Origin of the sequence: Pseudoalteromonas sp. FUC4 (assembly GCF_008370255.1) — a bacterium.
Classification (GTDB): Bacteria; Pseudomonadota; Gammaproteobacteria; order Enterobacterales; family Alteromonadaceae; genus Pseudoalteromonas.
The window spans coordinates 80,945-99,100 of record NZ_SEUI01000005.1 but is presented as its reverse complement, the minus strand read 5'-3'; the positions used below and the strand labels follow the sequence as shown (position 1 = coordinate 99,100).

12 protein-coding genes are annotated in these 18,156 nt (G+C 37.7%); 9 read left to right on the top strand and 3 right to left on the bottom strand.

Annotated elements, in window-relative coordinates:
• Positions 1 to 94: 94 nt before the first annotated feature.
• From EU510_RS15050 to EU510_RS15015, 8 genes are all read left to right on the top strand, one after another.
• Positions 95 to 2,803, top strand: coding sequence for an endo alpha-1,4 polygalactosaminidase (locus EU510_RS15050; RefSeq protein WP_149594166.1), 2,709 nt, complete (start codon positions 95 to 97; stop codon positions 2,801 to 2,803).
• A complete protein-coding gene (locus tag EU510_RS15045; RefSeq protein WP_149594165.1) occupies positions 2,803 to 6,084 on the top strand; it encodes a tetratricopeptide repeat protein in 3,282 nt (1,093 codons plus the stop codon). Before EU510_RS15050 ends, EU510_RS15045 begins: the two co-directional genes overlap by 1 nt.
• Positions 6,085 to 6,098: 14 nt before the next feature.
• Positions 6,099 to 6,614 (top strand): protein PelC, encoded by a 516-nt coding sequence (locus EU510_RS15040; protein WP_149594164.1) that lies wholly within the window; start codon positions 6,099 to 6,101, stop codon positions 6,612 to 6,614.
• Positions 6,611 to 7,909: a PelD GGDEF domain-containing protein gene (locus tag EU510_RS15035; protein WP_149594163.1), complete on the top strand. Its 1,299-nt coding sequence runs from the start codon at positions 6,611 to 6,613 to the stop codon at positions 7,907 to 7,909. The genes EU510_RS15040 and EU510_RS15035 overlap by 4 nt, the downstream gene beginning before the upstream one ends.
• Positions 7,906 to 8,889, top strand: a complete 984-nt coding sequence (locus tag EU510_RS15030) for a HEAT repeat domain-containing protein (protein WP_149594162.1) — start codon at positions 7,906 to 7,908, stop codon at positions 8,887 to 8,889. Before EU510_RS15035 ends, EU510_RS15030 begins: the two co-directional genes overlap by 4 nt.
• Positions 8,882 to 10,399 (top strand): GT4 family glycosyltransferase PelF, encoded by a 1,518-nt coding sequence (pelF, locus tag EU510_RS15025; protein WP_149594161.1) that lies wholly within the window; start codon positions 8,882 to 8,884, stop codon positions 10,397 to 10,399. Before EU510_RS15030 ends, pelF begins: the two co-directional genes overlap by 8 nt.
• Positions 10,387 to 11,751 (top strand): exopolysaccharide Pel transporter PelG, encoded by a 1,365-nt coding sequence (gene pelG, locus EU510_RS15020; protein WP_149594160.1) that lies wholly within the window; start codon positions 10,387 to 10,389, stop codon positions 11,749 to 11,751. Before pelF ends, pelG begins: the two co-directional genes overlap by 13 nt.
• Before the next feature lie 87 nt (positions 11,752 to 11,838).
• Positions 11,839 to 12,156 (top strand): hypothetical protein, encoded by a 318-nt coding sequence (locus EU510_RS15015; RefSeq protein ID WP_149594159.1) that lies wholly within the window; start codon positions 11,839 to 11,841, stop codon positions 12,154 to 12,156.
• 110 nt (positions 12,157 to 12,266) lie between these two features.
• Here the strand turns inward: EU510_RS15015 and EU510_RS15010 are convergent, their stop codons facing one another.
• From EU510_RS15010 to EU510_RS15000, 3 genes are all read right to left on the bottom strand, one after another.
• Positions 12,267 to 13,268, bottom strand: coding sequence for a D-Ala-D-Ala carboxypeptidase family metallohydrolase (locus EU510_RS15010; RefSeq protein ID WP_149594158.1), 1,002 nt, complete (start codon positions 13,266 to 13,268; stop codon positions 12,267 to 12,269).
• 11 nt (positions 13,269 to 13,279) lie between these two features.
• Positions 13,280 to 14,605: a murein L,D-transpeptidase gene (locus tag EU510_RS15005; protein ID WP_149594157.1), complete on the bottom strand. Its 1,326-nt coding sequence runs from the start codon at positions 14,603 to 14,605 to the stop codon at positions 13,280 to 13,282.
• A gap of 209 nt (positions 14,606 to 14,814) precedes the next feature.
• Positions 14,815 to 15,792 carry a DNA topoisomerase IB gene (locus tag EU510_RS15000; RefSeq protein ID WP_149594156.1) on the bottom strand — a complete coding sequence of 326 codons (978 nt, stop codon included), beginning with the start codon at positions 15,790 to 15,792 and terminating at the stop codon, positions 14,815 to 14,817.
• Between the two features lie 310 nt (positions 15,793 to 16,102).
• On the opposite strand from EU510_RS15000, the gene EU510_RS14995 reads away from it, so the two are divergent.
• Entirely contained in the window at positions 16,103 to 17,989 is a 1,887-nt protein-coding gene (locus EU510_RS14995) for a hypothetical protein (RefSeq protein ID WP_149594155.1), read from the top strand.
• The last annotated feature ends 167 nt before the right edge of the window (positions 17,990 to 18,156 follow it).

Here is an 18,156-nt window from a genome sequence, read left to right as displayed (position 1 = left end):
TAACAACCCTATATTACTAACACCAAATAACTAGCATTAAATCGGAATACGTCACTTTGAGTTACAGCTATAATCTAATGAAAATGAATTATTAATGAAATATATTTTATACCTTGCACTTTTAGTGTCTACTCATGCATTCTCAACGCCTGTAAACAATAGTATCGCTTTTTACTACTCAGCGCCGATGCCATTAGCCGAAATGACTTTTTACTCTCGTGTTGTCGTCCAGCCTGACCTTGTGACTGAGCACGAACTTAATTGGTTCAAACAGCGTAACATAGCTGTTTATGCTTATTTAAGTGTAGGTGAATCGTTTAATAAAAGTGAGTCTTCACTTTCAGTTAACCCTAACTGGAATAGTCACATTGCCGATTTAACATCTACGCATTGGCAACAACAAATGCAAGATCGCGCAGCTACTTTAAAAGCGCGTGGTTTCAGTGGTTTATTTTTAGATACGCTAGACAGCTATCAACTTTTAGATGACAAGCACAGTAAATCAGATCAGCAAGATGGCTTAGTTGCAATTATAAAAAATCTCTCTGGTAAGTTTAATAAGCATCTTATTCTTAACCGCGGCTTTGAGTTATTACCTAAACTGTCCGAATTAGCCAATGACTTAGTTGCGGAAGGTTTATATAGCCATTATAACCCGACTAATGATAGCTACAAACTAACCACCAAGAACGATCAAGCTTGGCTAAGTGCACAACTAAAAACAGCACAAAACTTAGGTTTTAAAGTACAAGTAATTGATTATGCAAAGCCTGATAACCGTCTTGCGATGGCACAAAAAATAAAACAAGCTGGCTTTACACCTTGGGTAACGGATGGGCACTTGCAAACATGGGGTACATCAACCATATCACCAGTACCAAGGCGTATTCTAATTCCGTACAACAGTAATGTAAAACCACTCATTTACACAACCGTACATTTAAAACTAGCAACCATGATTGAGTATTTGGGATATATACCTGACTACATAGATATGGCAAAGCGCGACTTACCTTTGGTTGATCCTAGCTTACATGCAGGTATTATCTCGTGGACCACAAGCGATGCGTTTTACACACCAACACTTACTAATTGGCTTGAAGCTAATTTAGGTCTTGTACCAGAACTCATTTTAGGCGAGTTACCACAATCAAGTAAATTACTATTAAGCTTAGGTATTGAATCGTTAAACATACTACCTCAAGGCCCATACAAACAAGATATCTTTGTACCTTGGCTTAAAGGGGAGTCCACAACACCGCCTCCAATTGTTAAACCATACATGATTAAGTTAGTTACTGAAGCCACCGCTCTGATAACAATAAAGTCTGCTAATAATGTAAGTATTGTACAAGCGGCTAAAACTAAATATGGTGCTGTCGTGGCCGCTCCTTGGTTAATTGACACATTTCCGATGGAAGGCAGCAAATGGGTTATTGACCCGCGTACATTGCTTACTCAAGCAATGGGCCTACCGCCTATATTAGTGCCAGATACAACCACTGAAAGTGGCAGGCGAATGCTTACACTGCATATTGATGGGGATGGATTTACAAGTGTTGCCCATTACGAAGGCAAACCCTATTCAGCAGAAGTAATTCGCGATGAGATAATTAAACGCTATAAGCTGCCTTTAACGTCATCAGTGATCCAAGCTGACATTGAAGAAGGCGGTATTCACGCTAAACAAAGCGCCAAACTTGAAGATATTGCGCGTAGTATTTTTAATTTACCTTATGTAGAAATTGCTTCGCATACTTATAGTCATCCCTATTTTTGGACAGCGCTATCTGGGCGAAAAAAAATAAATGAAGATGACACTGATTACGGTTTTCACCTTGATGTACCTGGCTACAACACAATCAGCCTAAAAAAAGAAATCACCGATTCGATAAAGTACATTGATGAAAAGCTCACACCTAAAAATAAAAAAACAGTAATGATTTTGTGGTCAGGCGATGCAACTCCCGGTCCTAAAGCGCTTGAGCTTGCCCGTGATGCAGGCGTATTAAACGTTAATGGCGGTAATACTGATGTAAATGCCGATAACCCAAGCCTTACACATGTATCACCAATAGGCAGACCAGAGCGAGATTTGCTGTATCAAATTTACGCCCCCATATTAAATGAAAACGTATATACAAACCTATGGCATGGTCCTTATTACGGCTTTAGACGCTTAACCGAAACGTTTGAAATAACAGAAAAACCATATAGGCTAAAACCTTACACTATTTATTATCACTTTTACTCTGGTGAGGTTCTTGCTGGTTTAGATGCCCTCAAACATAATATAGATTATGTTTTAGCAAGACCAAATACACCGGTACATTTGAGCCATTACGCAAAAGTAGCAAAAGACTTTTACTTTTCTGCGCTAGCAAAAAACAGTAATAATGAATGGTTATTTAGCTCGAAATATATTCGCACTTTACGAATTCCTACTGATTTTGATATGCCAAACATTGCTCAAAGTGAGGGTGTATCAGGCGTTACTGAAAAAGGTGACTACATACATATTATTAGTAACATAGCTCGCCTAAGTTTTGATCACAGCCAAAATAGTAAAAAACCTTATTTAGCATCAGCGAATGTAGTTATTGATAACTGGCAAGTTAATGGCCCTGTCAGCTTTAAAGCGTGGGTACCTGCTTCACTTGATTTAATTAATGCACAATCTTGCGAATTCGTATCTAATTTAGGTAAGCAGTTTAAAGGGGTAACACGCTCTAATGTAACGCACTTTAATCTACCAAAAGGTCAATTTTATGGATACCTTAACTGTAATGGAGCTGCTCGATAATGAATGCTAAAAAGCGCCCTCAGTTAATTTCTATAAAAACAATATTAGCTATATTAGCTGTAAGTTGTTTTGCACTATATGCATTATTCCCCCATACCTTATTTTTTGAAGATGATGCACTTTCACAAGATTATACTTTTGAAAAATCGTACCTTAATGCAGCGCTTAACACAGAGCCAAACAACGAAAAGCTACGCGCAAAATTAGTTGAGCTACATATAGAGCTTAGCGAGTATTCGCAAGCGACTAACGAGCTTGAAAAACTACCTAGAGGTGAGCGTAAAGCAACTCTTGAAATAAAGCTACTTTACTCATTATGGCTAGCAAGCGGTGCTAAAGTTGACGATCGCTTTGAAGAGTTATCTTTAAAAATAAGTGTCCATAAAAACTGGAACGAACAAATACTGGCTATTGCCAAAGCAGTTGGGCTAAACGCAAAAGTTGCTCAGTATTATCAAAAAAACAAGCAGCCACTCATTGCAGCCGATTACTGGTTAAGCGCAGGCGAACCAAATAAAGCACTCGATATTTATAAAGCAAACATAAATGCTGACATTGCAGTCAAAGCAATTGAAACTGCACTTGGGGCGAATAATCCGATACAAGCTTACGCATGGTGGGAAACCTATGGTGATAAAGCCAACATTGAGCGTACACTTTATTTAGCTAACTTAGCTGGCAACACAGAGGACGCGGCTCAAGCAATTGAGAAGTTATTAAAGACCGAGCCAAATAACACCGACTACTTAACAAAAGCAATGCACCTACGTTTAGCCAATGGCAATGCAAAAGGGGCTGAGCAATTACTCGCCAAGTTATTACTACAAACTCCAAATGACAAAGAACTACGTTTACTTAACTGGAAAGTAAAGCGCTGGCAAAATAAGCCTAAAGAAGCGCTCAAAGAGTTTACATGGCTAATGTCAAACAGAGCTGTAACTCCTGCAATGCTTACTAATAGTATTAACGATGCAACTGCATTGTATTTATACCAAGATGCCAATGACATATACGAATATAAAGCCCAAAATAGAAAGCTGAAAGGTAGTGGTTTTACTAATTGGATGAAAACCAATGAATTTATAGGTAATACAAAGCAAGAGTTAAATAATATTGAGCGTTTTGAACAAATAAATGGTAGGAGTGCCTTATCGCAATATTGGAAAGCGAAAGTACTTCACGACACCGGTAATTTAAAAGCATTAAGAGCTTTATGGCCTACATATAAAGGACCTAAAAGTGAAGAGGACTTACTTTGGATAGCACGTGCTTTTTGGCTAGAAGACGACTTCACAAGTGCTATGCAAGTACTAAAAAGCAAGCAACAAAGTTCTGATGATGAGTTTTGGAGCGCCAATGTAGACATGGCTATGCGAGTTAACGACAAAGCCCACGAATTGTTTGCATTAGAACAACTACAAAAAATAAGTCCTTTAAGCGTAGGCGACATGCTACATTACCAACAATTACGCTTTGAAGGCCGGCCTCAAGAGCTTCTTGATTATTTATGGAAAAGTGAATCGCAGACTGATCGTCAACTGATTCAAATTGCATTATTAAGCACACAAGTAAATGACGCTAAATCAGTTGCACGCATTCACGCTGAACTTGATAAGCAACGCTATAATAAAGCCCTCTACCCTGCTTGGTTAATTCTTTCAAATTGGTATCAAAATCAAAGTGATTTAAATTCAGCTTATACAACCCTAAACCGCGCTGCTAAATTAAGTGAATATGACCCTGATGTTGTACTTGCACAAGGTTGGTTAGCGCTGCAAATGCACGACACTGTAATGATTGGCCGCATTTTAACGCGCTATTCTCAAAGCGATACTTCCTATGCGTGGACGCAGCTCTTAGCTAGCTTATCTATTTATGAAAAGTCATATAACAGTGCCTACTTTTATTTGCGTAAATTGGCCATTGCAGAGCCAAGTGATTTAACAACACTGGTTAACTTAGCCGATGTAATGAAACAACTTGGTTATTATGCAAATGCTGCTGAACTTAATCACTATTTACTGCAACACTTACCTAAAGATAAATATGCATACAGAGGCTTAATGTTTCGCTGGGCGGGCGCGATGGCGGTTCCTCATTTAATGCAATTAAACACAATGGAAGAACTTGCGCCCGACACTATTGGTGAACCTCAAACAAACTGGTGGTTAGCGCGCAGGGCTGCACAAAAATTAGAGCCATGGCAAAAACTACAACTTTATATGACGAATGGCGAGTTTAATAAAGCAAAACAACTTATAGCCGAAGGTTCACTAAGCAAATTAGATGAGCTCAACGCCTTACTCTATTTAAAGCAGCCATACGCAACAATGCAGCGCTGGTATGAAGAGCTGACTGGTGAGCTTGACGAATCACAATTGAGTTTACTTAGAAATGCACGCTCATCCTACTTTAGAGCGCTTGAAATTAACCTATCGCCAGAGGCTGGTTTAAATAGCAGTCAGTATGATGTGAATGTTTATTTCCCTTATGCTAATGGGCAATGGAAATTAAGTTTGAGCAATCAGCAAAACCTTGATAACAACGGGTTACTGTTTGCCATAGAAGATAAAATGACATTTGGTCGTTGGTATTTTGATGCAAAAATTGACTCCCACCAAGGCAGCTTAGTCAGCCGCCAAGGTCTTAGTCTTGATTCTCGTTATCAATGGGATTCTCGTACTCAGGTAGGTTTAAAACTTGAATATAATGTTGAAAACCGCCAATCAGAAGCGCTACTTAGCTATGCTCAGCTAGATAAAGCCACGGCCTATGTTAACTACAACATTGATAATAGACAAAATGTGCAGCTTTCAGCTGCGGCAATGTCATTTTCTCGAAGAAACGATGGTAGCTCACTCATTAATGGCCAAGAATATAACGCGCGTTATCAGTACAGCATTTTAAAAGACCGCCCAATTTGGAACGCTTACTTTAGTGCGCAATGGCAAGACTTTGAGCGTGTAAATGCGTTAATAAACACAGAAACAAGGCCTCTAATAGTTGATCTTCAACCATTTAGACGCTTTGCACTAGGCACGTCTTTTGCTTCAACAGGTTCGTTAGAGCCGCCTTATTTAGGTGCAAATCCTTCGTGGCTATTTGATATAAGTACTGGCTATCAAACACTTAACGATACAGTAGATGTATCTGTTTCAAGTGGTGCTGGTTGGTCTGTACTAGGCGATGATTTATTTAAATTACAGCTGGGTTACCAAAGTAGTAATAAAGTGGGTAACTCAGATACACAATTACAATTAGGTTATTACGTACATTTTTAATGTTAGGAGAGAGTATGTTTCGTTTAATTATACCGTGTTTGGTATTACTATTATCTGCTTGTACCACCAGCAGAGTTGCTGATGATGTAGAGCTTAGCCCTTCAAAAACAGTGGCACTTATGCCACTAGTTAATCATGCTCAAACACCGCTTGCTGGTGAACGTGCTGAAGATATTTTAGCCAGTATTTGGCAGCAAAATAACTTGCCAACTCTTATACGCGCTCCTCGCGAAAACACTAAAGAGCTTCCACCACTGGACGATCAATACCGTTTAAACAATGCTATGCAATGGTTAAGCACTCAACAAGCTGACTATGTACTAACAGGTAGCATTGAAGAGTGGCGCTATAAAGCAGGTCTTGATGGTGAGCCTGTTGTAGCACTGACCTTATCACTCACAGTTAACGGGCAAACAACGCCAATTTGGACGGGAACTATTGCTAAAAGTGGTTGGGGTCGCGATAGCATTGCAGCAACAGCACAAGATGTGATTGCCGATTTAATTTCTTATATAGAGGTTAGTGAGTGAAAACACATTTCCTTAGACCAAGAGACGTTCCTGAGCTACAAATATGGGCTGAGGTATTTATATTTACCGCGCTTGCTTTAGGGCTGCCTGTATTATTTAACGCAGAGGACCCATTTTGGACTGAGGGAGGTTTCTCGTGGCCTGTACTTGGCCCACTTTTAGTTTCTCTACGTTATGGCTTTTCAAAAGGCTTTATTAGTATTTTATGTTTGCTTGTTGGCCAACTTTTTTTACTTCAAGCAAATATTTTATCATCGCAAAGCGACTTTAATATTAACGCCATGATTGGCTACATTATTGTAATTATGATCACTGGCGAATTTAGAGATGTGTGGGAGCGTACTAATCAACAGCAAAGTATTCAGCTCGAATACGTAACCGACCGCCTTGAAACCTTTACTCGTCAATATCATTTAATTAATTCATCTCACGATAGAATTGAGCAAATGCTAGCGGGCCATACTTTAAGTTTGCGCGAATCACTACAAGCAGTAAGAACCACTATCGGGCGACTAAAAGAAAGAAGACTTGATAGTGCAGCGCAAAAAATAATCGATTTATTTGTTGAGTATGGCTCACTTGAAAGGGCGGGTTTATATAAAGTTGAAAACGATACCGTTTTAGAACCACCACTTGCCTCTATCGGCAACATGAGTCAAGTAACTGTAGATGATCCTCTTATATTAGCGATGATTGAAGAAAAAGAATTAGTATCGGTAAAAGACGAAAAAGCGGCATCGGGTACAAGCAAATACCATATAGCAATTCCCCTTATCGACGTAAATAATACTATTTACGGCGTTATTTTGGTTGAAAGAATACAATTTTTTGCGCTCAAAAATACGACTCTTACATTACTTGCTGTAATGGCAGGACATATTGGCGACCTGCTGCGCCATGAAATAACAAATCCAGTAATGACCTATGAGGAATCTCCGTACTTTATTCGTCAAATTAAACGCGCGAATAAAGAAGCCAAACGATACAACATTCCATCGCAGTTACTGAAAATCAAAGCCAACAATATTACTGATAAATCAACTCAACTTATGAGTTATTTAAGTGAAGCTCGTCGTGGTTTAGACATTTACTTATATGATGATAAAAATCAAATATTACTGCTATTAATGCCATTGGCTGATGAACTTGAAAAAGCAGGATTTATTGCCCGAGTGAACACTTGGTGCAAAGAGCGTACAGGTAACACCTTAGCTGAAATCGATATAGTTATTGAACAGCAACTCGCTCTGCCTATAAGCTCAGATGACATAAAGAGATTGGTTTCACTTTCATGATTATAATTATTGTAGCAGCTATATTAGGGTGTATCTGTCAGTACTTTGCACTAATAGAAGTACTGGAAACACCTAACTGGTTTTTAGCTATATTATTACACGCTTTTGCTAGCATCTTTTTTGCTATTGTTAGCTATGTTTTTATACCTAAAAAATACAAAACCACTCCTTATAGCTCTTTTTTGCTCATGTTTTTATTATTATTTACATTACCTGTACTTGGAATTATTGGCGTTGTAGTAGCGCTTACATTTGCTCTGTGTAAACCTCTCAAAAACGATGACATAGAAATTGAAGAGCATAAAATACCTGAGCTTCCTTTTGAGGCTAAAGCAATATCAGCAAACCCGACCTATTCTATGGGCGGGCTAAAAGCTATTTTAAAGCACGCGAGTGAACCAAATAAACGTTTAAGTGCAGTAATGGCAGCTCGTCACATGAGTGACTCACAATCTATTCCTATTTTAAAGCTAGCACTTAAAGATTTAGAGGATGATATTCGCCTACTCGCCTACTCAACCCTTGATGGTAAAGAAGCCAAACTCAACGAAAAAATCAGTTTGTACCAGCAAGAAATAGCCATTACGACTAAGCAACCAAAGTTAAGTAATTTACAAAAACAACTAGCCGAACTTTATTGGGAACTTAGCTACTTAGGTTTAGCCCAAGGTGCGCTTCGAAAATACGTTTTAGAAAAAGCAGAAGCACTTGCACAGCAAAGTGTTGAGCACGTAAAAACACCTGCAACCTTTATATTTTTAGGGCGTATATCTTTAGCCTTAAACAAATACGAAATAGCCCATGAGTATTTACTCAAAGCAACTGAGTCGGGCATGGCAAGGCGTCATGTTCTCCCTTATAAAGCCGAAGTTGCCTTTTGTATGAATAAGTTTGACGACTGTAAACGCTACTTAAAAGAACTCCCAGAACAACCTAAGGGCAGTGAATTACGTCATTTACAGGAGTATTGGCATGAGTAACAAAAATGCAGACATTTTACTGCTTTTAGAAGGTACTTACCCTTATGTGCGTGGCGGTGTATCTAGCTGGGTTCATCAAATAATTGAAGGGTTACCTCATTATAACTTTGAGCTTGTTTTTATAGGTGGAGCGCCTGAGCATTATGGTGAAATTCAATATACTTTGCCTGAAAACGTTACCAAGCTGCATGTTCATTATTTAGTACAAAATGACACTTCTGAAATAAAAGCTAAGCACGGGGTTAAATATAAAAAAGAACTCTTTGATTTTTGGCAGCAACTGCAAAATTATTTTAGAGATTGTAACGAGCCAATTCCGACTGAATTATTAAAGTTTGCATTTGAAACTTTAGCTAAAAAAGATGGCATTAACGAAGCCGACTTTTTATATAGTGAATCTTCATGGCAAGTACTCACTAATTACTATTCAACTTTTTGTGATGAATCCTCTTTTATTGACTTCTTTTGGTCATACCGCAATTTATATAAACCGTTATTTAAAATAGCCGAAATTGCACGAGGGCTCCCTAAAGTTAAACTTATTCACTCAATATCTACCGGGTATGCGGGTATTTTAGGATCTGGTGCCAGTGTAATAAGTAATACTCCCTTTTTGTTGACCGAGCATGGTATTTACACCAAAGAGAGAAAAATAGATCTTATTCAAGCCAGTTGGATCAAAGAGTCTGAACAAACCCTAGGTAAAAACTTAAATACCGAGATGGGCTTTATTCGCCGAATGTGGATCAGCTTTTTTGAGCAAATTGGCCGAACAACATATCAAGAAGCCGATAAAATCATTTCGCTATACGACGGTAATAGGCAACGCCAAATAAAAGATGGTGCCGCACCAGAAAAAGCATTCGTAGTTCCTAACGGCATTAAAACAGTACGTTTTATTGAAGCGCTTGAGCAGCGCCCAAAACACATCCCACCTATTGTTGGATTAATTGGACGCGTAGTGCCTATAAAAGATATTAAAACCTTCATACGTGCGATTAAAGAAGCGCAGTCGGTATTGCCAGAAGTAGAAGGCTGGATCATTGGCCCCTTTGAAGAAGATCCACAATATTACAATGAATGTGAATTACTTGTAGCCAGCCTTGATTTACAAAATAATGTTAAATTTTTAGGTATGCAAGATATTACCAAAATCTTACCAAAACTCGGGATTGTAGCTTTAACCTCTATTTCGGAAGCGCAACCTTTAGTGCTTTTAGAAGCCATGGCAGCAGGTGTTCCTGTACTTGCTAGTGATGTGGGCTCTTGCCGTGAAATAATAGAAGGCGGAACTGATGAAGATAAGGCGTTAGGTAAAGCCGGTGAAGTTGTCTCAATAGCTTCTCCGAGCGAAACAGCAAAGCAAATATCAAACATGCTAACAAATGAGCAAACTTGGCTTGAGTATCAACAAAGCGGCCTAGACCGCGTACAAAAATTTTATGACGAGAGCCACATGTTTGCCCGTTACGATAAACTTTATAAGGATACAATGGCATGGCCGGAATAGGTTTTGAGATACGAAAAATTCTCAAAAAAAATACCCTGCTCTCAGTTTTTGAAGCATACGGCTACGCGGGCTTAATAGGCTCGGGCCCTTGGTTGCTTTCTATTGTAGCGCTCATGCTCATTGGTATTTTAAGTTTAGGCATTGTATTACCTAAAGTACTTATCATTCAGTTTTTAACACTCGTTACCTACATGATGGCCGCTTCACTTATTTTAACGGGGGGTTTGCAGTTATTATTAACTCGATTTATTGCCGATTTACTTTTTCAAAAAGAAGAGGCAAAAGTACTCCCTAACCTACTCGGGGCACAACTTGTAACAACAATAGCCGCGCTATTAGTCGGCTTAGCGGTTTGGCCTATGATCCCTATACCCGTTGTTACTAAGATTATAATTTTAGGTGCCTTTGTAAGCTTATGTAATCAGTGGCTTGGCGCTATTTTTCTATCGGGTATGAAAGAGTACCGGTTAATTTTAATAACCATGCTAAGTGGTTACGCCTTTATGGTATTACTTGCATACTTATTAAGAGACTGGCAGTTAGATGGCTTATTTTTTGCGTTTTTTGCAGGCGAAGCTCTGCTCTTTTTTAGCTTTTTGTTTATGATTATTCGCCGTTATCCCGGTGAAAAACTTATAAGCTTTGACTTTTTAAGCAATAAAAAAGTGTATTACAGCCTATTCTTTTGTGGTCTGTTTTATAACATTGGTGTATGGGCTGATAAAATCATTTTTTGGTATTCGCCAAGCACATCAATTCAAATTATTGGCACGTTAAGAGCTAGCCCAATTTACGACTTACCTATATTTTTAGCCTATTTGTCTATTATTCCCGGTATGGCAGTATTTTTAGTAAAAATGGAAACCGACTTTGTAGAAGAGTACGACCGTTTTTACACCGCTATTCGTAAAGGCTCACCTCTTGAGGAGATCTATATATTGAAAGACAACATGATCCAAACTGCACGTGCCGGTTTATACGATATATTTAAAATTCAAGGTATTACCGTTGCCTGCTTATTATTATGGGGCGAGCAAATACTTACCTTTATTGGTATTGATCCAAACTATAAAACGCTTTTATTTATTGATGTAGTTGGTGTGGGTGTACAAGTTATATTTTTGTCTATTTTAAATATTTTGTTTTATTTAGATAAACGCTCAACCGTCCTGTTTTTAGCGGGGCTATTTTTGGTAATAAACGTTGTTTTAACTTTGCTATCAATCACTTTTGGGCCGCAGTTTTATGGTTACGGCTTTGCATTAGCAACTATTATTACCTCAGTAGTGGGATTGTTTTGGCTTTCAAAACAGTTTGAAGATTTAGAATACGAAACGTTTATGCTGCAATAGCATGTAGTGCATTTAATGGGAACTATACAGACTAAATTAACTACAACATCTATGTAATAAAAACTTATTATCAAAGGAAGTATTTAAATGGAAAAAGGAATTACAACACGTTTTAATATCTTAGCCACAATAGCCTTATGGGCTATAAGCTTTGTTTTTGCATTGACTAATTTTGAAGTAGGAAGTACACACGAATCAAATGCCCTTATAGATATGTATATTGACTCTTTGATTGTAAAAACGACATTACTTTTAGCGATATGGATCGCTAGTACGTTAGTTTTATCAAAGTTATTTAACGAAATTTGGAATCGTTTATTTTCAGATATTTTTAATGTCCGCCAAATTAACTTTAGCGAATCGTACGCATTTAGCATCTTAATGACATGGGCCTTGTTATCTTAATGCTATTAGCTTTTGATAAGCTTGTCTCAAAGAGTGTTGGTAATATGAGTTTTACCAGCACTTTTTAAATATGCTAGGTGATATTTGCGCTAATATATTTATTAATATAACTATTTACTCACCCAACGCGCTTTAAAACCACGCGTATCAACATGTATAAATGCGCCTCTGTGCGACTTAGGCCCATAAATACCCAAACCACCTAGTAAACCTTTAAATGATTCACGTCTAGCTAACGACTCCACTATATCGGCCATCGCTTTAGCATCACCAATTGAATGCTTACCGTCATTATTAATATCATCCATACGGTAGTTGCCATCGTTATCTATAAAAATATCGGCAGCATCACCAAAGACATGTCGGCTAAGTTTTACATTGCCAATTGATTTGTTGTAGTACGGAGTTCTATAACCGCTCATAACCACCATGTTACTAACAGGTATACCTTCTAAAATGAGTTCTTTACGTATTTTTTCTAGTTTAAGTAGCAACTTATTTTGTAAAAATAAATACTTTGGGTGCTTACTTCGCTGCTTACTAACAAACTCTTTTAGTGAAAAGTGAGGTGAAATTTTTACGTTTTCATTTTCAGGCGTCACCTTAACAAAGCCATCGGGCACTATGTAGTGTGAAGTGTCTTTAATTTGTGAAGATTTAGGGTAGTGGCCAATGTGGTAATACTTGAGCTTTCCTCCTTCAACGTAGCTTGCGGGTACTTTTACAAAAACGTTGATTTTCATACGCTGTTTTTTATCGGGCGACTCAATAATTACCGTTGTTAAACCAGGCTCTTTGGGAGCTTGCCATTGCCAGCGGTTGGTGTCTGTAAGCTTCGAGTTCCCTTGGGTATTAATTAGCGTGTAGGAATTTTTTGATTGCGCAAATAGCACTTCAAACTCAACCTGCTCTTGGGGCATTACGAATACCGAAAACACTGAGTACGGCATAACTATATCGTTAATTTTTAGACTAAATTCTGCATCTTCAAAGTTAGCTTTATTTTTTATATCAACCACTTGATGCGCAGCCTTTACAGGCGCTTCAGCAAATACACTGTTGCTAAATATAAGTGTGAATATGGCGATAGAAATATAATGAATAAATTGCATAACCCCTCTCATTATTTATTTTTTAACAAAGCAGCAATTACCGACTGTTTACTATTGTTTAAAAGTGCTTTTTTATCACGTTTATAAATATCATCTCTAAAGTTAACCAGTTTGTTTTCATCAACCCATGCAGTCCAATAGACTAAATGAATAGGAAGAGGCTCATCTAAATGAAACGTTTGAGTACTATTTTGGTCACGTGCGCTATCAATATGACTGAGTGTTTGTGCCTCTCCTTCGTGCTTAATGATCTCACGCGCTAACGAAAAGGGTTCTTCTATCCTTATACAGCCATGCGATAAAGCACGATTTGATTGGCTAAAGCGCTGCTTAGCTGGTGTATCGTGAACATAAATTGCTTCAGCGTTAGGGAATAAATACTTAACTTCTCCTAGAGGATTTTCTTCACCAGCACGTTTTACTAAAAAGTGATCAAATTGGTACGGCTTAATAGAACCCCAATCAATATTGTTAGGATTAACAGTTTGCGAATCTAGGTAACTGTTTTTTCTAATTTCAATATTATTTTTTACAAGATAGTCAGGATCCTCGGCTACCTTTGGAGCAATTTCTTTGGTGGCAATTGAAGTGGGTATACGCCACTCAGGGTTAACTACAAACTTTTCTATTTCGTCGCTGAATGCAGGTGTTTCCCAATTTGGTTTACCTACAATTACGTTATTTTTTAATTTTACATCGCCAGTTTTTATAAATCGTAAGCTGTACTCAGGAATATTTACATACACATATTGCTCATCACTTGCGCCAGCAAAGTTAGTTATTCTATAAAAGTTAAGTTTTAATTTATCGAGTTTTTCTTTTGCGGGAATGTTAAGCGTTGCAAAGGTGCGCTTACCTACTCGGCCATCAACTTTTAAACCGTGGCGGCTTTGAAATTGCTTAACAGCTTGCTCTATATCTTTATCAAACGTGCATATAGCTTCGTCACATACATTACTTTTTAAGTCACGCTCTTGATATAAACGCTGTGCAAGTAAGCTCACCTGCTTATTATTACTGCCCAGTTCAAGCAATTCGTCGTTATATAAGTGTGTAAAACCACCGTTGTTAACTATTTCTTGATACCAATTAATCGCTTTTTCAGTGCGCTCAATTAACTGGGCTGAATATTGGTCAAAGTAATAGCTGTCATCAGCTTGCATGTACTTTTGTGAGTTGTAAGTAGTTAGTGAAGAGTTAGCGAGTACTACACTCTCAAGCTCATTCGCAGCAAAAGTGGGTGCTGAGCATAAGCCGCTCATGCCAATAAACAATGCAGTTTTTAATGTAAAACCCTTTGCTTTAGAAAGCGCTTGATTTGAAAATGACCTCTTCACTGTGTACCTCCTCGCTAAATATCGTTGATAAATGCTTATGTACTTACCACTAAGTAGTACACTGGAGGTGCAACGGTAATGCCAAATTAAATTTTCAGATTAACCCTTTGAAATTTAATGATTTTTAAAAACTCGTATTTTATACGTAAATAAATTAGATTAGTGAATATGTAATTAATATGCCCAAGTGTGTAAAGTTGCCATGGCAATTAATCGTTTAAAAAAGCTAAAAAGCCGCGCTCATAACGACTCAAGTACTTCGTTTTTCGTGGTAATGAAAGGGACTCTCTCCACGTAGTTTGAGTATCTTCATCTTCTTTACACAGCGTAATTAAATCGGGATGCACATAAGATTTGCGTGCTATAGCTGGAGTATTACCGAGTTGCTCGGAGACACTATCAAGCATGCTTTTTAAAGTAAGCGCCCCTTTAGCTTTAGCTAATTGTTTGAATGCAATAACGCTTGCTCGCCAAGTTCTAAAGTGTTTTGCACTAAACTCCTCACCCATTATTTGCTGAATGTATTGATTTATTTCACCTGATGTAACATTTGTGCGCTCACCTTCGTTTATATACTGGAATAAATGCTGGCCGGGTAAATCTTGTAGGTCCTTTATTACATGGCTAAGCACTCTATCGGTTATATTTACTTCACGCTCCTTGCCTGATTTAGCCCGATACTTTAGCTGAATATTTTTACCCGTGAGTTTTGCATGGCGTGTGCGTAATGTTGTAGCACCAAAACTTTTATTCTGCTTTACATTACGTTCATTACCTACCCTCAGCGCACCTAAATCCATAAGCCTTACAACTGCCGCTAAAGTACGTTCAATATTAAGCTCATCGCCTTGTAAATCTGTTTCTAAACGTGCTCTTAATAAAGGAAGTTTATTACCAAACACTCCACATGCTTGATATTTTTTAGCCTCTTGTTGCGCTCTAAATTCAGGATGATAGCGGTATTGTTTTCGCCCTTTACTATCAAACCCTGTCGCTAAAATATGCCCGTTTTCTTCTGGGCAAAACCAGGCGTTTTTATAGGCCGGCGGAAATGCCAATCCATTTAAACGATCAATCACATTTTGCTCTTTTATTTGCTTACCGATTGGATCAAAGTAAAGCCAACCTTTATGTTTAAGTTTACGAGTGATCCCTGGCAAATTATCATCTACATAAATTAGCTTCATTTACCCTCCAATTATATTTAAAGCATGCGTCTAAATATAAAATGTATCACTTTAAAATAACCTCAAACTGAACAGGATTATTGATATATAATAAAAACTAACAACAACTATAACGACTTAATATATTAATAATTCTATTTAGGTTTTTGTAAAAGTAGGTAGAACTTACGCGCCAGCAGCGAGTCTATTACGATTAAACTTGATGGACTCAGCGCTAAAAATAACTACTTGAGATAGATTTATTATCCTAAGTTCAGATTAATTACACTTTGTCCCCCGCAAGTGGGGTGCTATTTAAATGGAGAATTCAATGGCTTTTGATTACGGATCGATTGATCTTGGACTAAAAAACCCCTTCAAACTGGAAGGTAAAGTAACAGCATTAAGAGGACTCATTGAGTCTATAGCGGGTATTAGTTTACTGGTTATTGCTGCGGGCTCAGTGAAAGAAGATACAACAGCTGGATGGATTTTAATGGTGTTTGGCATGCTTATTTTAGCATTCGGCATTCGCTCATTATCTTCTGGTATTTATGCAACGCTTAAATATTTTGTAGGTCGAAATCACCCTACATCACTTGCTTATAACTACAGTAAATCAGAAGCATCAACTGCCCAAGAAGAGAAAAAAGAAGTAGCCTACAGCGCACAATCACTCGAAGAAATGCTGGTTGGTCGTAAAAATAGTACGTTCAAAGAACCTAATGGTTTTTTATCACGTTTACTTCACAGCTTAATTCCTAAGTTATTATTTCTACCTTATCCGATTCGTAATGTTGCCCAGCGCTTATTTGGCTCATGGGTAAGTACACTTGTTGCCCTTATTGCTTATGGCCTTGTGGCATTTGTGTCTTTATCTGGTTTTACCGGTGAAGCTGGCGAATTAGCATTTCCTGTATATAGCGCAATATTAATGTTTTACGTGCTTTTTTCGTGGCGCTCTACGGGTAAACCTATTTCTAGAAATGCTGAAAAAAACATTGAAGCACTTGGCACTGGTACACTCGCTAAAATTATTTCTTTATCTTTTATTCTACCAATCGCTATTGGCCTGTCTATGTCATGGTTAATGAAAGAGCAACGCATTAGTAAACAAGAAATAGATAGCTGGCTTGAACAATTGCCGAGCCTTCATGCTGGAATGTACTTAATAGCAATTATTATATTCGCGACTCTAAGCTGCGCGCTTGCTTTTATTATGATTAAAGCACGCTTAAATTCAGTGACACCTTCAGCTGAAGTATCAGAGCTACGTGAAAACTGGCAAGAATCCGTTCATCCAGACGAAATCTTTATAAATCTTGATAACTTAGTAATGGCTAATCGTCGTTATAAAGAAGTGCCGAATAGAGTTTATAGAGAATTAGACCCTAAGCTTCAAGAACAAATTGAAGGAAAAGGCGGTTTTAAAGGTGAAATGATTCAAGAAATTCAACCTAAATTGCACTCAATGGATTTAGGTAAAAACTTCTCGTTAGCAAGACTAATTTCTTTAGTGAGCGGTAACTTACTTTATATGGTTGCGTTGGCGTTTACTGTATTTTTAGCGTATTCGTTTATTAATATTTACCATTACATTGATGCGGCAAATATTAATAGCTTTGAACAAGCATTTAATAACCAACATGTTGTTCAATTTAGTGAGCTATTAATGACAAGCTTTCACTTATTACTAATTGGTATACTCATTAAAGCATTTGCGCAATTGCTAACAAACACAGCTCATTTATTTTTTGCTGAAATGCAGTTTGAATCACTATTGGTATATTTTAAATGTGAAGGCACATTTACTGAGTCTAAAATATCAACTGGTACGGGTATTCATGATAGTACGCGCTCAGAAAATACGTTAGTGCGCAGTAGCATAACTCCTTGGATTATTGTATCTCGTGTTATTTCTACTACGTTTGCAGCAACGGGTATGAAAAACCTTGAGCACCCTCGCCATATTATGGAAATGCATAAAGACGAAGGCCAATTACAAGCAATCAAAAAAGACGTTATCGCATTTTTGAAAGACCGTGAATCTATCGCCTCAATCACCAGCGAGCGTGATTTAGGTAATGCATCGCAAATACATCAATTAAACCAGCAAACGCGTGCTATACCTACACAGCAAGCGATAGCTAAAGATGACGAAGAAGCAGCCGGGTATTTAAGACAAGAAGAAAACTTATCCCCTGAACCTAAAGCCTAAGTAAACGTTACAAATAATGCCACCTTGTAAATAAGGTGGCATTTTTTTATGCCTCAATTAACTTTATTACCTCTTTTATACTCAACAACATGATTAATACTGTATTAGTGCACAAAGCCCTTGCTTTATACGCTAAAACCCAAATAATAACGTATAAACCACAGGGT